This window comes from Spongiactinospora rosea, assembly GCF_003315795.1.
Classification (GTDB): Bacteria; Actinomycetota; Actinomycetes; order Streptosporangiales; family Streptosporangiaceae; genus Spongiactinospora; species Spongiactinospora rosea.
In genome coordinates this window covers 110,871-129,866 of record NZ_QMEY01000018.1, presented here as the reverse complement: position 1 = coordinate 129,866, position 18,996 = coordinate 110,871, and the positions used below count along the sequence as shown (strand labels likewise).

Below are 18,996 nucleotides of genomic sequence, written 5' to 3'. Positions count from 1 at the left end.
GTTTCACGATGATTTCAAGGCCCGGTTACCATGGGCGGGACCCGGCTCTATGATCAGGGCGACGGGTTCCGCTGTCCCGCAAGGGGAAGCCGATGCAGTTCGGAATTCTAGGCGTACTGGAAGTCCTGGTTGCGAACCGCCGATTACCGATTCGCTCCGCCAACCAGCAGATTCTGCTCGCGCTGCTGCTCTGCCACTGCGGCACGGTCGCGCGTAGCGGCCTGCTGATCGATTCGCTGTGGCCGGACGACAACGGCGACCGGGCGAAGAGCCGGCTTCGGCTGCAGCTCCACCGGCTGAGACGCACGCTGGAGGCCGCCGTCGAGATCACTTATGAGTCGGGCGGCTACATCCTGCACGTCCCGCCGGGGTCGGTGGACGCATGGGAGTTCGAGCAACTGGTCAGGCGGGGCCGCCAGGCACTGAAGGCGGGGCAGGTGACCAAGGGCGCGTACCTGCTGCGCACCGGGCTGGGCAAGTGGCGCGGTCCAGCGCTGTCGGGCCTGGAGGACATCCCGTTCCTGCAGCGCCAGGCGGCCCGGCTGGACGAGGAGCGGATGGCGGCGCTGTGCGACCGGATCGACGCCGACCTGCGGCTGAACCGGCCGGACGACCTGATCGGCGAACTGTCCGCCCTGGTGCGGGAGTACCCGCTGCGCGAACGCCTGCGCGGCCAGCTCATGCTGGCCCTGTACCAGAGCGGCCGTCAGGCCGAGGCGCTGAAGGTCTACCGGGACGGCCGGCACATCCTCAGCAACGACCTGGGCCTGGAGCCCTCACCCGAACTGCGGCGCCTGGAGGCGGCGATCCTGACCAGCGACTCATCGCTCACCCTGACCTGGCACCCCCGCGGCCATCACACGCACACCGAGAGGCGTGAACACGGGAAGTACTGTCTGCACTGCTCGCGCTGGCACCGCTGATCTTATGCTTGGCGGATGCGGGTAGTCGTTATCGGAGCAAGCGGACATATCGGCTCATATCTGGTCCCCCGGCTGGTGGACGCGGGTCACGACGTCATCGCGGTCAGCCGGGGGCAGCGGGCCCCGTACCGCGCGCACGGCGCGTGGCGGCGGGTCACGCCGGTGACCGCCGACCGGGTCGGCGAGGAGGCGGACGGCTCCTTCGGGCGCCGCGTCGCCGCGCTGGAACCGGACGCGGTCATCGACCTGATCTGCTTCGACGAGCCGAGCGCCCGGCAGATGGTGGCGGCGCTGTCCGGCCGGGTGCGGCACTTCCTGCACTGCGGCACGATCTGGGTGCACGGCCCCAGCCTGCGCCTGCCCACCACGGAGGACTCGCCGCGGCGGCCGATCGGCGAGTACGGCAGGGCGAAGGCCGCCATCGAGGCGTACCTGCTCGACCAGGCCCACCGCGCGGGCTTCCCCGCCACGATCATCCACCCCGGCCACATCACCGGCCGCGGCTGGATGCCGATCAACCCCGCGGGCAACCTCGACCCGGCCGTCTTCCAGGCCCTCGCCGACGGCTCCGAGGTCACCCTGCCCAACCTGGGCATGGAGACCCTGCAACATGTCCACGCCGACGACGTCGCCCGCCTCTTCATGGACGCCCTGGCCACCCCCGCGAACGCGATCGGCGAAAGCTTCCACTCCGTCGCCCCCACCGCCCTCACCCTGCGCGGCTACGCCGAGGCCGTCTCCGGCTGGTTCGGCCACGAACCACGCCTGACGTACCTGCCCTGGGACCAATGGCGGCACACCGTCTCCGAACGGGACGCCGAGATCACCTACGACCACCTGATCCACAGCCCCCACTGCAGCATGGCCAAGGCCGCCCGCCTGCTCGGCCACCACCCCCGCCACACCTCCCTGGAGGCCGTCCGCGACGCCGTGGAGGAACTGATCGCCACCGGTCAGCTCAACGCGAAGGAGTGATGCCCCGGGGAGTGATGTCGAGAACCCGCCTACCGCTCCGACCTGCTGGTGAAACGACCACCTACGGGAAGGAACGGGACATGTCCCGCAACATCGAGACCGTCAACAGGTACCTGGACGGCTTCCGCAAGAACGACCACGCCCAGATCCTGTCCTGCCTGACCGACGACATCGAATGGACCGTCTTCGGCGCCTTCCACCTCACCGGCAAGGACGCCTACGACAAGGCCATCGACGGCCCGCCCGAGTTCGTCAACCCCCCGCACCTCGAGGTCGTCCGCATGGTCGAACAGAACGACGTCATCATGGCCGAACTCACCGGCACCGTCCGCCGCGCCACAGGCGGCGAGATGCGCATGTCCATGGCCGAGGTCTTCATCATGCGCAACGCCAAGATCGCCGAACGCCGCGCCTGGGTCATCGAACTAAAAGAAAACGCCCACCGCTGACCGTTTCCCAAACCACGGGATTCCGAACCACGGGATAAAAGCGGGCCTGCCGCCAGCGAGTGATAGGGCAGGCCCGCATGGTTGATCCCCCACACCGAATTCTGCCACCCCGACACCCACGCGCGACGCCATTCCCCGAAACGACCTGGAACCCCAGGGCACTATTCCCCCATTTCACCCCACTCAGTGACATTCCACTCTTGCCCTACCATAATCCGATCGGCCTGCCTGGGCGCCGGTCCCCGTGTTAGCGTTTCGTTTCCCAAGGCTCTTGGCAGTACGTCGGAAGCGAGGGACGATGCGGCGCTCTGTCATGGCCGGTATGGCGCTCGTTCCGCTCATGACCGGCTGCGGCGGCTCGCCGGAGCCGATCAAAGCGGCTCCTTCACCGTCCTTCGAGCTGCTGGACGAAGAGGTCGGGGCGAAGATCGGCGCGGACGGCGTGATGCTCATCTACTGCATTCCGGGGCTTCCCGGCAGTCCGCGCGATGGCTGCGACCACCAGCGGCTTCTCGACGGAGTCGCCGAGACCGTGGCGGCGCTGGACACGAGACTCAAGGCGGCACCGCCCGATGTGAAGTACGCGACCGTGCCCACGGCCATCGACCGGGCCAACGCCGCGATCAAGGGATTCCGCCGCTGCAAGACCTGGTTCAACCGGGGGGCACGTACCAACGACTTCGGCTGTCACAAGCGCTGGGAGGCTCTGACCACCGCGTGGAAAGAACTCAAGGTCGCCGCGGGCTATTGAGGGTGGTCTGGCTGACTGCCCTAGCGGTACGTGAGATCGCGGCAACGGCCGTCCAGGGCGAGCTGGCTCAGGTGCACGATGGTGCGAACGGCGTCCAGGACCTCGCCTCGCTCACCGCCCGCCGCGACCCCGGCATGGGTGTCGATGGCCTTCTTCAGTAAGGTGGCCTGCTTCTTGAGCGTCGATCCCGGCCGGGCCAGGTCGCGCAGTGCCGAGCGCAGGAACGGGGTCATCGGGCGATCGTCGCTCCAGCCGTTCCATGCGGCGGTGAACCTGCCGCACAGCGTCACCATGAAATCGGCAGGAGCGGTGATCGGCCGCTGCGGGCGGCGGGTCGGCGGCTTGTCCGGTACGGCGCTGATGGGGCTGCCGGTCACGGCGATGATCCTCGCCATGAACCGATCCGTAAGCGGCCCCGGCACTCTCGCGGCCCGGACCAGGCCGGGCATCGTCGCCTCCCCCGAGTCGAGTTCGCGTACGCAGGTGATGCCCTCCACGCGGGACTGCCGGATGAGTTCGGTCCACCGTGTCTCCGCGGCCGGGTCGGGCGGCGGGATGAACCGCTCGTGCCGCGTCGCGAGGTCGGCCAGCTCGGCGCAGCGACCGGCGACCTCTCCCAGCGCGACGCCGAAAGCCTCGTAGACCCCGGCGGCCTCGCCCGCCGTCGCCTTCGCGGGGACCTTCCGCAGCCGGGTGACGGCCACGACGTCCTCCTCCATCCGGCGCGCGGCATCGCCGAGTGAGCGCACGGCGTTCAGGCCCCCGGCGGCGAGCCAGGCTTCGACCCGGTTCCTGATGACCTCGGAGTTGGGCCGGGCGATAGGGGCGTCGGGCAGCCTCACCGCCCGTGCGCCGGACGCGCCCGACACACCGACCATGGCGATCACCGTGACGCGAAGGACGAACGCCGACCGCGCGGTCACGAGCTCCGCCCGCCGGACGGGATCGCGGCGAGCCCGAACGGCTCCCGCGGTGATGGCCACCACGGCGCAGAGCACGAACAGACCGCAGGTCAGCGTACGCACCCCCAGGCCCGCGCCGACCGGGAGCCACCCGGCGGTCGCCGCGACTCCGGACAGCAGGGCCACGCCACCGGCGACCAGGCCATGCACGGCCGACTCGTCGATCAGCGTGAACAGCACCGCCACCAGGACCGCGGGGGCGATGACGGCGCAGGTCAACAGGGCGAAGTGGACCTGCTGGGTGAGTGCCGCCGAGGCGGCGGAAGGCGGGGCGCTCTGCCACGCCGGCAGACCGGCCAGGGCCGCCAAGGGCAGCGCGCCGAGCCCGGCCCCGAACGCCGCCCACAGCGCGCGCGGCCGGGCGGTGCGGATGCAGACCGCCGCCGGGACGACCCACAGCAGGGCCGCGCCCACGACCGCGAGCGGTTCGGTCTCCAGGAAGATCGTCATGGGGTACCAGAACGTCATCCAGGACGGCACCGTCGCCCAGGCGTCACCGGCGGCCACCTCGGTGAACGCGGCGAGCGGCATGCCGGAGCCGAGGGCGGCGAGGCCGTACTGGAAGAAGTACGCGAGCAGGGTGCCGAAGGCGGCGACGACCGCGACCTGCGCGGTCCAGAACACGGCGGCCCGCCAGGGCTCCCCGGCCGCGCGGGCGACGTGTCTGATCCAGACGCACATCACCGCCCCGATCGCGAACGGCGCGACCAGGACCCACGGGTGGTGCGGCGGCCATGCCCCTTCGGCTCCGGGCAGCGCGACGAGGGACCCGGTCGCCAGGCCGGCACCGAGCCATATGCCGTCCTTCCACCCCTGCGCGACCGGCGAGCCCCCGGCGACATGGACGGTCGAGCGCCAGACCAGCGTCGCGGCCATCAGGGTGAGCAGCGTGCCCAAGATCCAGGCGATCAGCGTGAACCCAGGCAACGCGGCGGAGAAGCCCGCGGCCAGCGCGGTCGCCGTTCCTCCGGCGAAGTACGGGACGGGCCCGGCGCGGTAGAGGAGAGTGCGGTCCTCGATGGCCCGCCGCCGTTCCTCGTCGCTGGGGTGGCTGCGCCAGATGTGCGAGAAGCGCCATATGCGCCACCGTGGCTTCGCCGCGGAGAGCCGCCCGCCGGCGCCGGTGCCCCAGTCGTGCGGCACGACGTCGGCGTGGAACTCCCGGGTACGCAGGATGTCGCCCCTGACCAGGTACACCAGGGTGACCAGTACGGCCATGCCGACGACATCCTTGGGGCCGTCACCGGCCAGCCCCGGCACGACGATGAACGCCAGCGCGGGCGCGAGAACGACGACCAGGAACGCCCGCCACACCGCGATCACGGAGTAGGTCAGATCGACGTCCCGGTTGGTGATGTGGTTGAACTCGTGCCTGATGACGGCGTCGAATCCGGCGGTGTCCCGCTCCCGCGTGGCGACGAGACCCGCGTGCAGACACACCACGTACCGGCGGAGATATCCGAACACCAGCGCGCCGCTCCCCCGGCTGTAGGGGTCCAGCATGAACCGGACGCGCCGCGCCGGCAGCCCCGCCTGATCGCGCAGCCGGGCCAGCTCGGCCTCCAGCGTCCCCGGCTCGGCGGCGTCCGTCACGGCCAGCGGGACCAGCCCTCGCCGCCCGCACCTCCAGCGCGGCAGCCCGAAGTAGCCGATCAGCGCCACCACCAGCAGGCCCGCCATGGCCACCCCGGTCCACGCCCACTGGATTTCGACCAGCCGCGGGTGTCCCTCCATGCAGCGCACGTACATGTCCCAAACGCCAGGCGCATCGACCCCGAAATCGGCCCCCACGATGGTCCGGCAGTGGGCATCGTGGGCGACCGCGTCCTCACGCCCGATCCGTACCAGACGACGCAGCCAGTGCACCGCCGCCAGCACGATCAACGACAGGAGCAGGGCGAAGCGGAAGGTGGTGCCCACGGCGGCGGGCCTCCTGGCGGACATCCGCTAACTCCCGCCCTCGATCGCTTCGTTCTCAACCGTGTCGAGGACGAGGCGCCCGACGACCTGCTCGCTCAGCGCCCGCGCCTGCTTCTCGGGCAGCCCGGCCTCGCGCAACTTGCGGTCCACGCAGTCCTTCACGACCCGAAGTTGCGAAGGGGTCAGCGGGGGCACCTCCGCCCGCCGGTCCCCCGAACGCTGGAAAACCCTGCGCAGCCTTGCCCAGAGGCGGTTCCCCAGCGAAACGCGCATCGTGCCGACGCCCTGGCGCACGCTCTCGTCCACGGCGATCCACAGCATCGCCCCCAGCAGATTGACGATCTCCCCGGCCCCGAACGCCAGCGGATCACGCCGCGGCGCACGTCGCAGCCTGCGAAGAATGCGCTCATCGTCAAGGTCGTACTGTAATGCGTCAAATACGCGTAATTCGTCAGCGTGGACATACTTCTCATCGACGGCGAAACGTACACCGTCACGGACCACATCGCGCAGCAGAACCGTCCGCCTCATGATGAACTCCCGGTGTTCGGATCTCCGCATTCAAACACCGAAAGGCTCGGCACCGGCTCGTTTTCGTCGACGCCGCCGGGGGCGTGAATCTATTTGTGAGTTCGGATGGATCGCGAATCGGCGAACTGCTCGTGGAGGAGGTGGGCGAGGGTGGTGAGTTGGGGGGTGGTGTGGGTGGTGGGCCAGATGAGGGCGAGTTGGGAGGGCTCGGGGAGGCCGTCGATGGGGAGGTAGTGGACGTCGGTGCGGGTGGTGCGGGTGGCGAGGGGGTGGCAGACGAGCATGGTGTGGTCGCCGGTGGCGACGAGGGCCAGGCCCTCTTGGACGGTGGTGATGTGGGTGGAGGAGGGGATGGGGGCGCCGGAGGGGGTGGTGCGGGGGACGCGGGCGTCCAGCCAGTAGGTGGGGGCGTCGCCGGATGGGCGGAGGACGTCGAGGGTGGCGAGGTCTTCGGCGTGGACGCGGGTGCGGGTGGCGAGAGGGTGGGAGGCCGCTACGGCGAGCAGGTGGTCTTGCGGGGGGAAGCGGAAGCCGACGGTCAGGGCCGGTTCGCGAACCGGGAGTTCGATGATGGCGGCGTCGAGCAGGCCGTCCAGGACGCCGGAGAACGGGGAGCCGAGCGGGATCTCGGTCAGGGCGATGGTGACGTCCTGGTCGGCGCGCAGGCGGCGGAAGGACTCGGTGATCTCCTCGTAGAGGCTGCCGTGGAAGCCGATGCGCAGCCGGCGCAGCGCGCCGCGCTGGGCGCGGTCGCGGGCCTGGGCGAAGGCGGTGGTCAGCGACTCGTACGCCGGGCGTACCTCGGCCACGAACTGCGCGCCGAAGCGGGTGAGGGTCACGCGGCGGCTGGTGCGGTCCACCAGGCGTACGCCGACGCGGCGTTCGATGGCGGCGATGAGCTGGCTGACCCGGCTCTGGGAGTAGCCCAGGCGCTCCGCCGTACGGCCGAAGTGCAGCTCTTCGGCCAGGACCAGCAGGCACTCGATCTGCTGGACGTGTACCTGTCGCATCACGCTCCCCCACGGCTCATCGATAAATCTAGCTCATCGTTCCTTGAGCGGATCGCCGTTGTTCCGCGCCCTTGCCCGCTGGTTGCCTGAAAGGCATGGATTCCTCTACATCTGCGCCGGTTCGGCCCTCGGGTGCCGGGACCGCAGGCTGTACCTCCTGGTGGCAGTGGGTGGCGGTCGCGGTGTTGTCGCTGAGCACGTTCGTGGTCGTGACGTCGGAGATGCTGCCGGTCGGCGTGCTGACGCCGATGGCGGACGGGTTGCGGATCAGCCCCGGGACGGCCGGGTTCAGCCTGGCGATCACGGGGCTGGTCACCGCCGTGGCCGCGCCGGTGGTCCCGCGGCTGCTCGGCGGGCTGGACCGCCGGGTCGTACTGGCCGCGGCGATGGTGGTGCTGGCCGGGGGCAACGCGCTGACCGCCGTGTCGGACGGGTTCGGCCTGCTGGTCGTCTCCCGCGCGGTGCTCGGGGTCGGGATGGGCGCGGTGTGGGGGCTCGCGGCGGCGGTCGCGGCCCGGCTGGTGGCCCCGCGCAATGCCGCGCTGGCCGTGTCCTTCGCGGTCGGCGGGGTGGCCGGGGCGTCCGTCGCCGGGGTGCCGCTGGGCACGCTCGTCGGCGACGCGTTCGGGTGGCGGGCCGCGTTCGCCGTACTGTCGGCCACCGCGGTACTCCTGGCCGCCGCGCTGCTCCTGACCCTGCCCCGGCTCCCGCGCCCGGCCGCGGGCCCGGCCACCGCGGTGTCCGGTACGTCGCTTTTGCGTACCCCCGCGGTGCTCGGCGGCCTGACGGTGATCGCGCTGCTGGTCACGGCGCACTTCGCGGCGTACACGTACGTGCGGCCGGTACTGGAGGAACGTGCCGGGCTGACGCCGGCCGCCGTCGCTGTGGTCCTGCTGGTGTACGGCGTCTTCGGGCTCGTGGGCAACTTCGCGGCCGGGGCGCTGGCGGCGCGCCGCCCCCGCGCGACGGTCCTGGGCCTGGCCGCCGGGATCGGCGCGGCCATCGTGGTCCTCGCGCTGGCGGGCGGCGTGGCCGGAGCGGCCGGGGCCGGGGTCGCGCTGTGGGGCGTGGCGTACGGCGGTCTGTCGGTGGCCGGTCAGATCTGGATGACCCGGTCCGCGCCGGACCGCGCCGAGCGGGTCACCGGACTCTACGTCGGCGTCTTCACCGCCGCCATCGCCCTGGGCGCCTACTTGGGCGGGGTCGTGGTGGAGGCGGCCGGGATCACGCCGCTGCTGTGGGGGTCCGCCGCTCTCGCGGGTGCGGCGCTGGTCGCCGGGCTGCTCGCGAAAAAGGTTCGGGGCGGCGTGTAGAGGTGAGGCCGGTGGCTCCGACCTTCTCGTGAAGGCGGCACCGGAGGGGTGCCGTAGAGCCGAGGAGGCGGTACGAGATGAGCAAGGTCACGTGTGACATGTCGATGTCACTCGACGGTTACGTGACGGGCCTGAAGCAGAGCCTGGAGGAACCGTTCGGCGAGGGCGTCGGGGAGCGCCTGCACAGGTGGATGGTCGAGGAGCCTGAGCGGCACTCCGACGTGCTCGACGCCATCGTCGCGGCCGGGGCGTTCATCATGGGCCGCAACATGTTCGCGCCGAGCCGGGGCGCGTGGGACCTGGAGTGGAGAGGGTGGTGGGGCGAGGAGCCGCCGTACCACGCGCCGGTGTTCGTCCTCACCCACCATGCGCGCGAGCCGCTGGAGATGAAGGGCGGTACGACGTTCCACTTCGTCACCGAGGGGATCGAGGCGGCGCTGACGCGGGCGCGTGAGGTCGCGGGCGACCGTGACGTCGCCATCGCCGGGGGCGCGGCGACGGTGAACCAGTACCTGGCGGCGGGGCTGCTCGACGAGTTGCGCGTGCACACCGTGCCCCTGATCCTCGGTCGCGGTGAACGGCTGTTCGACGGCGTAGAAGACACCGAACTGCGTCCGGTCGGCGACGCTTGGGGCACGGAGCTGGTCACCCATGTGACGTATCAGGTGGTCAGGTAGCCGGGGTGGTCAGCGGCGGGGGGCGGGCGGGTGGGTGCGGACGAAGCCGTACCGTTCCAGCAGGTCGACGAGCTGGCTGCCGGTGTCGGTGAGGACCTGACCGGCGCCGCGGCACAGGGCGCAGACCTCCTGCTGGTAGCTGAGCGGGCGGGCGTCCATGTGGTCGTCGATCGCGCGTTCGGCCTCCACCACCGCCTGGGGGATGTCGGCGGGGGGCCGGCGGCCGGGCTCATCACGGATGCCGATCACCTCGCCCAGGCCGGTGACCGGGGTGTCGGGGGGAAGGCCCGCCTCCTGGCGGGCTTGGCGGGCGGCGTCGGCGAGTTCCTGGAGGCGGGTTCGCCAGGGTTCCCAGGCGGGATCGACTCGGCTTCCGGTGCCGCCGCAGGTGGCGCAGGGCTGTTCGAGCTCGTCGAGGAGGGATGGGCGATCGGGCTGATCGCCGGGTTGTGCAGGGCTCACATCGCGGACGGTACGCGCGCGTACGGCGGCCAACAAGACAATCAGGTCAAGACAGGGCAAAGAGTGTGTAATGCCCTTTTTAGGGATGAGTGGGTACAGACTGGGCGGGTGGTTGCGGACTCGACCGCGTAACCCCTATAACTGGTTACATGGCACTGAGCTGGAAACTCGTCATCGACAGCAGGGATGCGCCCGCGCTCGCGGACTTCTGGGCGGCGGCGCTGGAGTACGAGGTGGAGGACCCCAGCGCGCTCATCGAGCGGTTGCTGGGCGCGGGACACATCGGGGAGGAGGCGATCGTCGAACATCGCGGCCGCAAGGTCTTTCGCGGGTACGCCGCGGTCCGTCATCCCGACGACCCATTCGACGAGGTCAGTGGTGTGGGGCGGGGCAGGCGGCTGCTCTTCCAGGAGGTGCCGGAGGGCAAGTCCGGCAAGAACCGGCTGCACATCGACGTCCACGGCGAGCCTGGTGGGCTGGACAAGCTGGTGAGCAGGCTGGAAGGGCTGGGGGCGACTCGGGTTCGCGAGGTGGATCAGGGGCCTGCCGGACACTGGTGGGTCATGCTCGACCCGGAGGGCAACGAGTTCTGCGCGACGTAGTGGATCGTTCGCGGGGTAATGTCCCGGCATGGAGCTATTCGGGGGATTATGAGCCGCTGTGGGGGGTTGAGATGAGCGGTGCCTACCGGTCGCTTTTGGCCCTTGGCTCCGATGCGGCCGGTGGGCTATTCGTGCGGAGGTTGCTCTGCAACGCGACCATGCTGCTCGCGCTGGGCACGGTCGTGTGGCGTTGCTGGGGCGGCTGCGGTACGCGTCTGCGCTGATCGGGGTCGGGCTTTGCGTGGTCGGCGCGCTCGTTGTGGTGTGGTACGTGCTGCACCTGGTGACGGCCCTGGCCCTGGGCGTCACGCTGATGATCTCCGCGCGCCGGGGGGCGGCGCGAGACCCTAGGACTCCGGGCTTCGTGGCACTGAGCCTCGTGCTCACCGTCCTGGTCCTTCTCTGGGGCTGAGCCGCCCTCGGGCTCGGCCTTGGCCTTGGCCTTGGCCTCGGCGGAATTGTCGGTCGCGTCTTCTACCTTTTCATCGAGGCTTTTCAACGAGGCTTCGATCGAGGCCCATCGAGGTCGGAAAGGACGCGGAGGTTCCAGTGTTCCGTCAAGGAGACATCCTGCTCATGCCGGTCGCCGCCGAGGCCGTGCCGGAGCGGCTGGAGGCCGCGCCGCGTGACGGGCGGGGGCGGCTGGTGCTGGCGCTCGGTGAGGCCACCGGCCATGCGCACGCCGTACCGGGGCCGGGCTCGCTGCTCGGGCGGCGCGGCTCCGACATGCCGGAGTTCCTGCACCTGCCCGAGGGCGGGCGGCTCGTCCACGAGGAGCACGCCGCCATCGCGCTGCCCAAGGGGTGGTTCCGGGTCATACGGCAGCGCGAGTACGTGCCGGGCAGCTTCGCCCGCTACGTCGCCGACTGAGCGCCCGGCCCGCCCCTTCACTCCCCCACGACAGCCGACAGCTCACAGCCGAGGAAACCCATGAGCACCCCCGTCCTCTCACCCGTACTGGCCGCGTCCCTCGCCGACGCCGTGACCGCGTGGACCACCGTCGCCTATGCCACCGGCCCGGCAGATCGGCCCGCCGCCGAAGCGGGCGTCCGGGCCGCCTACCGCGAAGCCGGGCTCGCCGAGCCCGAGCGGTTCATCTGGTTCGCCTCACCGGCCCAGGCCACAGTGGCCGCCGTCGTCCTCTCCGGCTCCGCCACGGACCACGACCACACCCCGCCGCCCGAAGGTCTCCCGCCTGCGCTGTTCCGCCTCGATCCCGGCGCGCCGGTCCGCGACCTCGTCCTGACCGAGCCCTGGGAGTACGTCCGCGCGCAGGCGCTCTCCCTGCTCACGCCCGCCGGGTGGGCGGCGGCCTGGGAGTTCATCGGCGGCGAGCTGTGGCCACGGGTCAACCGGCTCACAAGCGAGATCCGCGGCGGCATCAGCCGGTGCCTCGCCGACCCTTCCGGCGCTTCCGGCACTTCCCCCCGTGACGACCTGGACGACGAGATCGAGTCGCTGCTGCGCCGCACGACCCTCGACGCGGCCCTCGGTCAGCACGACGCGCCCTGGCTCGCGTTCTTCGACGGCCTGGCGCGCGCCGGCGACTTGGACCTCGGCCCGCTCGACGGAGTGCTGCGCGCGGCGCGGGAGGCGGGGTGGTGGTGGCCGTTCGAGCGGGTCGTGTTGATGTGCGAGCGTCCGGCAGAATTGCACCGCGACGACCTGGGCCGCCTGCATCAGGCGGCAGGCCCGGCCCTCGCCTTCCCCGACGGCTTCGCCCTGCACGCCTGGCACGGCATGCCCGTCCCGGCCGAGTTCGGCGCGGCGATGGCCGACCTGTCGGCCCCGCGCATCCGGCGGGAGGAGAACGCGGAGCTGCGCCGGGTGATGCTCGAACACTACGGGTTCGACCGCTATCTACGAGAATCGGACGCGAAGCTGATCCAGCGAGACGCCACCGGCGTGCTCTGGCGGGCCGACCTCGCCGACGACGAGCCACTGGTAATGGTCGAGGTGATCAACTCCACACCGGAGCCCGACGGCACCAGCCGCACGTACTTCCTGCGCGTGCCGCCGTACGTCACCACCGCCCGAGAGGGCGTCGCCTGGACCTTCGGCCTGCGCGCGGACCAGTACGACCCGGAGCAACAGACCTGATCGGTACGGCGTGGCGGCGGGGATGCACTCCAGCACCCCGCCGACGAAGACACGGAAACGGTCGAGCGGTTCAAGGCACACGTCCCGGACCAGCAGTTGTGGTCGATACGGCATGCCAGCGGGGATACGTTCCAGCGCTCCGCCAGCGAAAACACGACAGAAGCCGGGCGGTTCAAGGCATCTCGCCAGCGGACATGGTCAATACGGCGTGGCGGCGGAATGCATTCCAGAACCCCACCGATGAAGGCACGGTAAAGGCCGAGCCGTTCAGGGCACAGCTACCAGAGCAACAGACCTGATCGGTACGGCGTGGCGGCGGGGATGCACTCCAGCACCCCGCCGACGAAGACACGGTAACGGTCGAGCGTTCGAGGTGCGCCTACCGGAGCAGCAGACGCGACCGGTACGGCGTGGCGGGGATGCATTCCAGCACCCCACCAGCGAAAACACGGTAGAGATCGAGCGGTTCGCGACACACGTACCGGGCCAGCGGATGCGATCAATCCGGCGTGGCGGCGGGGATGCGCTCCAGCACCCCACCGGCGAAGACACGGTAGAGGTCGAGCGGTTCGAGGTGTACGTAGCCGATGTGGCAGTCGCACACCGGCAGTGAGCACAGGCGGGGGCGTAGGGCGCGCAGGGCCGAGCCGTCGTAGAGGTTGCCGATCGGCCGCTCGACGAAGTGACACCGCCGTACCGTGCCTTCGCCGTCCACCGATACCACGCTCTGGCCGGTACGGCAGGGCAACCCGAGGCTGCGGTGCGGGGTCCGGCTGTAGCCGAACAACGGGTCGATCGCGGTCCAGCCGGCCGCCTCCTCGTCGGTGTAGAGGTGGCCCTCGGCCGCGTTGATCCACAGGTACACCTCATCGGGCAGTTCGGCCCGCAGCCGTTTGGCGGGCTCGGCATGGTCGGGCAGGCCGACCACGCCGACACTGAAGCGCACGCCGTGGGCGAGCAGTTCGCGGCACTTGCCGATGAACCGCTCGTGGGTCACCTGGCCCGGGTGGTAGGTGGCCCACAGGGCGAGCGTGTCGCGGTCGGCTTCGGCGACCCAGCGCAGGCGGCTGCTGAGGTTGGTCTGGATGGCCACCCTGCGTACGTGCGGCAGATGACTCAACTCGATCATCGTGCTGCGGTACCACGACCTGACCAGCCCTTCGCCCCACGGCGTGAACAACACCGAAATGGGAAAGTCCTGCGCCGCGACCCAGTCGGCGAACCGGCCCAGCGCCGCCCGATCGGCGCGCAACCGGTCAGGGTCGTCCCGCCGCTTGGCGAACGGACAATAAGGGCAGTCGTAATCGCAACTGGCCAACGGGCCTCGGTAGAGCAAGGTCAGCTCATCCGGCCTGGGAGTGCCATCGGCCTGTACCCCCGCCAGTTGGGCCTCGCCGGTCGCGGACGTACCTGCACGCCCCGACGTGGGAATGCCGCCAGCGGCATCCGTATGTCGGAGCGGCCGGATATCGCCCTCTGACGCCGGGAGGCCATCGGCCGCGCCCCCATGCCGGGGCAAGTGGATGTCGACGTGCGAGGTCGTAGCCACAGCCTCGGATGCAGAGATGTCACCTGCCGCTTGCATGTCCCGAGACACCTCCACATGCGCGGACGCCGAGAGGTCATCCGCCGCGTCCGTATGCCGGGCCGATCGGATCTCACTCACCGGGAGTACGCCTACATCCTGGGGTGAGCGGATGTCGGCGGTCGATGTCGTAGCCACATCTCTGGACGCAGGGATGTCATCAGCCGCGTCCGGGAGGCCATCGGCCGGGTCCGTACGTCGGGGGAAGTGGGGGTCAGTGGGCGGGTGGTGGGCGGTGAGGTCCCAGATGGACAGGGGGTCAGCGGAGGGCATAGGAGTCCATGAGGTCGCGGACGTGGCCGGAGAAGAGGGCTGGGCCGATGGCGTCGGAATGGGCCAGTCCTTCGGGGGTCAGGCGGATGTGGGACGGGTCGTCGGTGAGCCAGCCGCGGTCGGCGAACGTGGCGAGGGGGAAGTCGTCGAGGGCGTCGGAGCCGAAGCGTGCCTGGTAGGCGGGCCGGTCGAGACCTTCGGCCTGGAGTAGGGACTGGATGAGGTGGCGGCGGCGGCGTTCGAGGTCGTCGAGCTCGAAGCCATAGTTGGCCACCTCGAATGCGGTGGCCGGTAGGCCGACGAACTCGTCGATGATCGCGCGTACGTGCCGTACGCCCACCGCGTACTCGAAGGAGTAGTGCAGGTCGGCGGTGTAGGACCGGGCGCCGCAGCCGAGGCCGACCATGCCGTCCGTCTGGCAGCAGTATTCGGTGCCCGAGCCGGTGCCGGGTAGCCGGAACATCCGCATCGACACCTGTTCGTACCCCGCGGCCAGCAGGTGGTCGCGCCCCTGGCGGTAGAGGGCGAGCCGCTGGTCGTCCCATTCGCGGTCGAGCTGCCCCAGCCCGGTGAGCGGCCGGACGTAGAGCGGATAGAGGTAGATCTCCTCCGGACGCCAGGCGAGGGCCGCGTCGAGGGAGTATCGCCAGGTCGCGGGTGTCTGGCCGGCGATGCCGTAGATCAGGTCGATGTTGAGCGTGGGGAACCCGGCCGCGCGGATGGCCGCCAGCGCGGTCTCGACCTCGGACCGGCGCTGTGGGCGTAGCGCGGCCTTGGCCTCGGTGTCGATGAAGCTCTGCACCCCGATGGAGACGCGGGTGGTGCCGCGTTCGGCGAGTACGGTCAGGCGGTCCGGGGTGGCGGTGGCCGGGGAGGTCTCGACGCCGAGCGGGGTGGCGGCGAGGTCGGCCCCCATGACCTGCTCGGCCAGGTCGAGCAGCCGGGCCAGTTCGGACGCCTCCAGGTACGTGGGCGTGCCGCCGCCGATCGCCGTGGTGGCGAAGCGCGCGTCGCCCGGAAGCGCCCGGCGTACGGCTTGCGCCTGGCGGCCGAGTGCGTCGAGGTAGGCGGACACCAGTTCGGCCGGGGCTCCGGTACGGGTGAACAGGTTGCAAAAGCCGCAGCGCATCTCGCAGAAGGGCACGTGCAGGTAGAGGAAGAGCGCGTCGGTGGGCTCGGCCGCCCAGACCTTGGCGAGCGGGGGCCTCGGGTCCAGCTCGCGGTAGGCGGTCTTGTGCGGATAGGCGTAAACGTAGGCTTCATAGGGCCTCATGGCCACTCCCCCGGGTGGAGCACGAACTCGGAGTACGGAACCGTCCAGACCACCTCGTGGCCGATGCGATGACCGACATATCCGTCTTCGCCGTACGCGGTGCCGTGGTCGGAGCACACGATGGCCAGGCACGGCCGCCGCGCGGTCATCAGTGCGAACAGCCGGCCGATGTGCCGGTCGACGTATTCGAGGGCGGCGGCGTGGGTCGCGGGTGAGTCGCCGGTCGCGCCTGGCAGGTAGAAGTGGTTCGGCTGGTGCAGCGCGGAGACGTTGAGGAAGAGGAAGACCGGGTCGGTGCGGTCGCGTACCGCCGTCTCGGCGCAGGCGATCTGCTCCTCGAAGGAGGTCGGCGAGGTGACACCGTACTCCGGGCGCCAGTGCGACTCGGCGAACAGCGAGGGCAGCGCGGCACCGAGTGGTGTGAGCTTGTTGAAGAACCCGACGCCGCCGACGCACACCGTGTGGTAGCCCGCCTTGGCCAGCCCGCTCGGGAGGTCGGCGGCGTCGAAGACGTAGGTGCCGGGGGCGGTGGTCTCGCTCCCGGGGAAGGCGGCGGCGAACAGCCGGGGGTGCGGGCCGGGCGCGGTGGGGGTGGGCAGGAAACCGGCCAGGATCGCGGCGTGCGCGGCGTAGGTGAAGCTGCCGGGCGCGTGCCGGCGTTCCCATGCGCCGTCGGGCAGGGCGCGCGCGAGCGTGGGCAGCCTGCCTGCGGCCAGCAGCTCGGCCGCGACGTCGTAGCGCAGGGTGTCGAGGGTCACCAGGAGTACGTCGTAGGTGCCGACGATCGCGTGCATGTCTCTCATGCCGGGCCGCCGCCGGTCGCGAGGAGGTGGGCCACCTGGGCGGCGTGGCAGTCCAGGCCGGGGGCCGCGCCGTCGGGCAGGCCGGTGAGCCCGGGCAGCAGGTCACCGAACGCGTTGACCTCGGCCACCGCGAAGCGACGCCAGTCGATGCCGACCATGAGATCGACGCCGACCATGGGCGAATTGGGGAAGCAGGCCGCCGCGCGGGCGCATGTCAGCATGGCCCGCTCCCATCTGTCGGGGCCGAGCCGGGCTCTGACGTGTTCGAGGTCGCCTCGGGTGCCGCCCAGGTGCAGGTTGGTCATGGGGGTACGGCTGGCGCGTACGACGGCATGCGTCGGCCGCCCGCCGATGACCACGACGCGCAGGTCGAACACCCGCCCGTCGATGGACGCCTTGGGAAACCACCGCTCCACGTGCAGCCCGTCAGGGGCGAGCGCGTCGATGATGGCGGCCACGTCGGCTTCGTCGGTGTAGGTGCGGACGCGCAGCGAGTTATGCATTTCAGGCACGGCCGGGACGGTGGGGGCGGCCCCGGCCGTGTTGACGGTCGAGGCGGCCGTGGGAGCGGCGGCAGTCGCGGTTACAGCGGTAGAGCCCGCTACGCCAGTGGAGACGGTGGCGGTTACGGCAACGGGGGCGATCAGAGCAATAGGAACGGCCGGGACGGTGGCGGTCGCGGCGGGCGCCGCTACGGCGCTCGGGGCAGGTATGGCGGGGGCGGTCGCTGCGGGGGCAGCGGTAAGGGCGGTGGCGACGGCGCTTGGGGTGGGGTGGGAGGGGAGGAGTTCGATGGGGGTGGTGGCGTGGAGGTGGGGGCCTTGGGTTTGGAGGGCCACGATTCCGGCGGCGGAGGAGCCGTGAGGGGGCTTGATGAAGACGCGGTGCCAGCCGGCCTGGGTCATGGCCTTGCGTAGGTGGGGGTAGCCGGTGATGGGGCCGGGGCCCAGGGCGGGGGGGACGGGGATGGCGGCGGCTGACAGGTGGGTGTGGCAGCGGCGTTTGTCGAACATGGTGGCGATCTCGTCGATGTCGGCGAGGAGGCGGGCGCCGGGGGTGTGGGACACCGCGTGGCGTACGCGCTCAAGGCCGTGCAGGAACCCGGCGTACCAGGAGGCGCCGCCGCCGACGCGGGTCGGAGGGCCCGGGCCGCGGAGGAGGGCGTCGGTGGCCGGGTCCTCGCCGGGGGAGTCGATGCGGACCCAGGCGCCTTCGGGGATGTGAATTGGGGCCCCCGTGAGGACGTCGCGCCAGGCGATGACGGTGGGCTCGGCCAGTCCGAACGCGCGCAAGGCGTCCGCGAACAGCCGCACCCGCCGATCACCCGGCGTCCCCACCACCGCGAACACGGTCACTCGGAGACCTCGATGTAGCGCCAGTTGTGCTCGCTGAAGTCTTGTTCGTCGGAGAGGTCGACCTCGACGTCGGCCAGGGCGTCGAGGACGCGCTTGCTCATTTCCGCGCTCAGGTAGTGGTGGCGGAGGTTGAGGCGCTTGAGGTGGGTGAGGGGCTGGCCGGTGAGCAGGGCCTCGGCGCCCGCGTCGGAGAGGGTGCCCATGGACAGGTCGAGGGATTCGAGGCGGGCCACGATGGGGGCGGTGGCGACGGCGGTGGCCACGTCGTCCTGGCGTTCGCTGTCCTGGAGGCCGAGGTGGCGCAGCGCGGGCAGCCCACGCCCGGCGAGGATGGGCGCCCAGTCGTCGGGGCCGGAGTCGCCGGAGTAGTTTTCGGTGCCCAGCCACAGCTCCAGGTGCCGCAGGGCGGGCAGGGTGGACGCGCCGACCGCGCGGACCACATCGGCCGGCAGGCCGCCCGTCTCGAAGCGCAGCGTCTCCAGCGCGGCGTGGTCGACGGCCTGGAACGCAAGGCCGTCGCCACCGCGTACGTCGAGCCGCTTCAGCCGGGGGTAGGCGGTGAGCAGCGGGGTCACGTCGGACTGGCCGATCCAGGAGATCTCGGACTCCTCGCTGACGTAGTCGCCCAGGAAGATCGCCTCCAGCGCGGGGAAGCGCGGCGCGGCCTCGATGAGCAGCCCGATCGGCACGTCGGCCCGCCGGTCGTCGTGGGCCCAGCCCCACGTGCCCACGACCAGGGCGCGCACGGCGGCGCAGTCGACCGTTTCCAGCAGCTCGGCGAAGGTCTCCTCGAACTCGTCGTCGAAATCGTCGCCCGCGACGCGCCAGGCGACCTCCGCCGCGAGCGGACGGGGCTCGGTCACCTCATCGCCCACCTCATGGACGGGAAGGCCATGGAACTCGGTGAGATGCTGGTGTATCACGGGGGGACTCCTCAGCGGCGAACGACGAAGGGGAGTCAAGTTCTAGCAGCCGGGGCCGACAAGATTCACACCCGCCGCACACGCCCCGGGATGATGGGGATTCGACATT

Annotated in this window: 19 protein-coding genes; 10 read left to right on the top strand and 9 right to left on the bottom strand. The window is 70.7% G+C overall.

Translation table 11 applies throughout. From position 1 onward, the window contains the following. Positions 1-92: 92 nt before the first annotated feature. From DP939_RS31750 to DP939_RS31735, 4 genes are all read left to right on the top strand, one after another. A complete protein-coding gene (locus DP939_RS31750; RefSeq protein ID WP_113984518.1) occupies positions 93-923 on the top strand; it encodes an AfsR/SARP family transcriptional regulator in 831 nt (276 codons plus the stop codon). Between the two features lie 15 nt (positions 924-938). Then, entirely contained in the window at positions 939-1,898 is a 960-nt protein-coding gene (locus DP939_RS31745; RefSeq protein WP_113984517.1) for an NAD-dependent epimerase/dehydratase family protein, read from the top strand. An 80-nt stretch (positions 1,899-1,978) separates the two neighbouring features. Then, entirely contained in the window at positions 1,979-2,347 is a 369-nt protein-coding gene (locus tag DP939_RS31740; RefSeq protein WP_113984516.1) for a nuclear transport factor 2 family protein, read from the top strand. Between the two features lie 322 nt (positions 2,348-2,669). Next, on the top strand, positions 2,670-3,098 hold the full coding sequence (locus DP939_RS31735; RefSeq protein ID WP_113984515.1) for a hypothetical protein: 429 nt from the start codon (positions 2,670-2,672) through the stop codon (positions 3,096-3,098). Positions 3,099-3,118: 20 nt separating this feature from the next. Here DP939_RS31735 and DP939_RS31730 read toward each other — a convergent pair whose 3' ends face one another. From DP939_RS31730 to DP939_RS31720, 3 genes are all read right to left on the bottom strand, one after another. Then, on the bottom strand, positions 3,119-6,004 hold the full coding sequence (locus DP939_RS31730) for a M48 family metalloprotease (RefSeq protein ID WP_113984514.1): 2,886 nt from the start codon (positions 6,002-6,004) through the stop codon (positions 3,119-3,121). Between the two features lie 3 nt (positions 6,005-6,007). Further along, complete coding sequence (locus DP939_RS31725; protein ID WP_147268214.1) at positions 6,008-6,511, bottom strand: hypothetical protein; 504 nt, start codon at positions 6,509-6,511, stop codon at positions 6,008-6,010. An 89-nt stretch (positions 6,512-6,600) separates the two neighbouring features. After that, a complete protein-coding gene (locus DP939_RS31720) occupies positions 6,601-7,521 on the bottom strand; it encodes a LysR family transcriptional regulator (RefSeq protein WP_113984512.1) in 921 nt (306 codons plus the stop codon). A gap of 170 nt (positions 7,522-7,691) precedes the next feature. Here DP939_RS31720 and DP939_RS31715 point away from each other — a divergent pair, with 170 nt between their 5' ends. Both DP939_RS31715 and DP939_RS31710 read left to right on the top strand, forming a co-directional pair. Then, positions 7,692-8,834 (top strand): MFS transporter, encoded by a 1,143-nt coding sequence (locus DP939_RS31715; protein ID WP_225878622.1) that lies wholly within the window; start codon positions 7,692-7,694, stop codon positions 8,832-8,834. Between the two features lie 77 nt (positions 8,835-8,911). Further along, positions 8,912-9,511 carry a dihydrofolate reductase family protein gene (locus DP939_RS31710; protein WP_113984510.1) on the top strand — a complete coding sequence of 200 codons (600 nt, stop codon included), beginning with the start codon at positions 8,912-8,914 and terminating at the stop codon, positions 9,509-9,511. A 9-nt stretch (positions 9,512-9,520) separates the two neighbouring features. Here the strand turns inward: DP939_RS31710 and DP939_RS31705 are convergent, their stop codons facing one another. Then, positions 9,521-9,973: a hypothetical protein gene (locus DP939_RS31705; RefSeq protein ID WP_147268213.1), complete on the bottom strand. Its 453-nt coding sequence runs from the start codon at positions 9,971-9,973 to the stop codon at positions 9,521-9,523. Between the two features lie 149 nt (positions 9,974-10,122). Here DP939_RS31705 and DP939_RS31700 point away from each other — a divergent pair, with 149 nt between their 5' ends. From DP939_RS31700 to DP939_RS31685, 4 genes are all read left to right on the top strand, one after another. Next, entirely contained in the window at positions 10,123-10,575 is a 453-nt protein-coding gene (locus DP939_RS31700; protein ID WP_113984508.1) for a VOC family protein, read from the top strand. Between the two features lie 184 nt (positions 10,576-10,759). Beyond that, positions 10,760-10,987, top strand: a complete 228-nt coding sequence (locus DP939_RS31695) for a hypothetical protein (RefSeq protein WP_113984507.1) — start codon at positions 10,760-10,762, stop codon at positions 10,985-10,987. A 137-nt stretch (positions 10,988-11,124) separates the two neighbouring features. Next, positions 11,125-11,445 carry a hypothetical protein gene (locus tag DP939_RS31690; protein WP_113984506.1) on the top strand — a complete coding sequence of 107 codons (321 nt, stop codon included), beginning with the start codon at positions 11,125-11,127 and terminating at the stop codon, positions 11,443-11,445. 60 nt (positions 11,446-11,505) lie between these two features. Further along, the gene (locus DP939_RS31685) at positions 11,506-12,675 is read left to right on the top strand and encodes a DUF6745 domain-containing protein (protein ID WP_225878621.1); all 1,170 of its coding nucleotides are present in this window, start codon (positions 11,506-11,508) and stop codon (positions 12,673-12,675) included. 499 nt (positions 12,676-13,174) lie between these two features. Here the strand turns inward: DP939_RS31685 and DP939_RS31680 are convergent, their stop codons facing one another. The 5 genes from DP939_RS31680 to DP939_RS31660 all read right to left on the bottom strand — a co-directional run bounded on the left by DP939_RS31680 (position 13,175) and on the right by DP939_RS31660 (position 18,887). Beyond that, complete coding sequence (locus DP939_RS31680; protein ID WP_113984570.1) at positions 13,175-14,059, bottom strand: STM4011 family radical SAM protein; 885 nt, start codon at positions 14,057-14,059, stop codon at positions 13,175-13,177. A 460-nt stretch (positions 14,060-14,519) separates the two neighbouring features. After that, positions 14,520-15,806, bottom strand: coding sequence for an STM4012 family radical SAM protein (locus tag DP939_RS31675; RefSeq protein ID WP_113984569.1), 1,287 nt, complete (start codon positions 15,804-15,806; stop codon positions 14,520-14,522). Then, complete coding sequence (locus tag DP939_RS31670) at positions 15,803-16,609, bottom strand: STM4013/SEN3800 family hydrolase (RefSeq protein WP_113984505.1); 807 nt, start codon at positions 16,607-16,609, stop codon at positions 15,803-15,805. Before DP939_RS31670 ends, DP939_RS31675 begins: the two co-directional genes overlap by 4 nt. Then, positions 16,606-17,964: an STM4014 family protein gene (locus DP939_RS46390; protein WP_113984504.1), complete on the bottom strand. Its 1,359-nt coding sequence runs from the start codon at positions 17,962-17,964 to the stop codon at positions 16,606-16,608. Before DP939_RS46390 ends, DP939_RS31670 begins: the two co-directional genes overlap by 4 nt. Beyond that, entirely contained in the window at positions 17,961-18,887 is a 927-nt protein-coding gene (locus DP939_RS31660; protein ID WP_113984503.1) for an STM4015 family protein, read from the bottom strand. Before DP939_RS31660 ends, DP939_RS46390 begins: the two co-directional genes overlap by 4 nt. Positions 18,888-18,996: the final 109 nt, after the last annotated feature.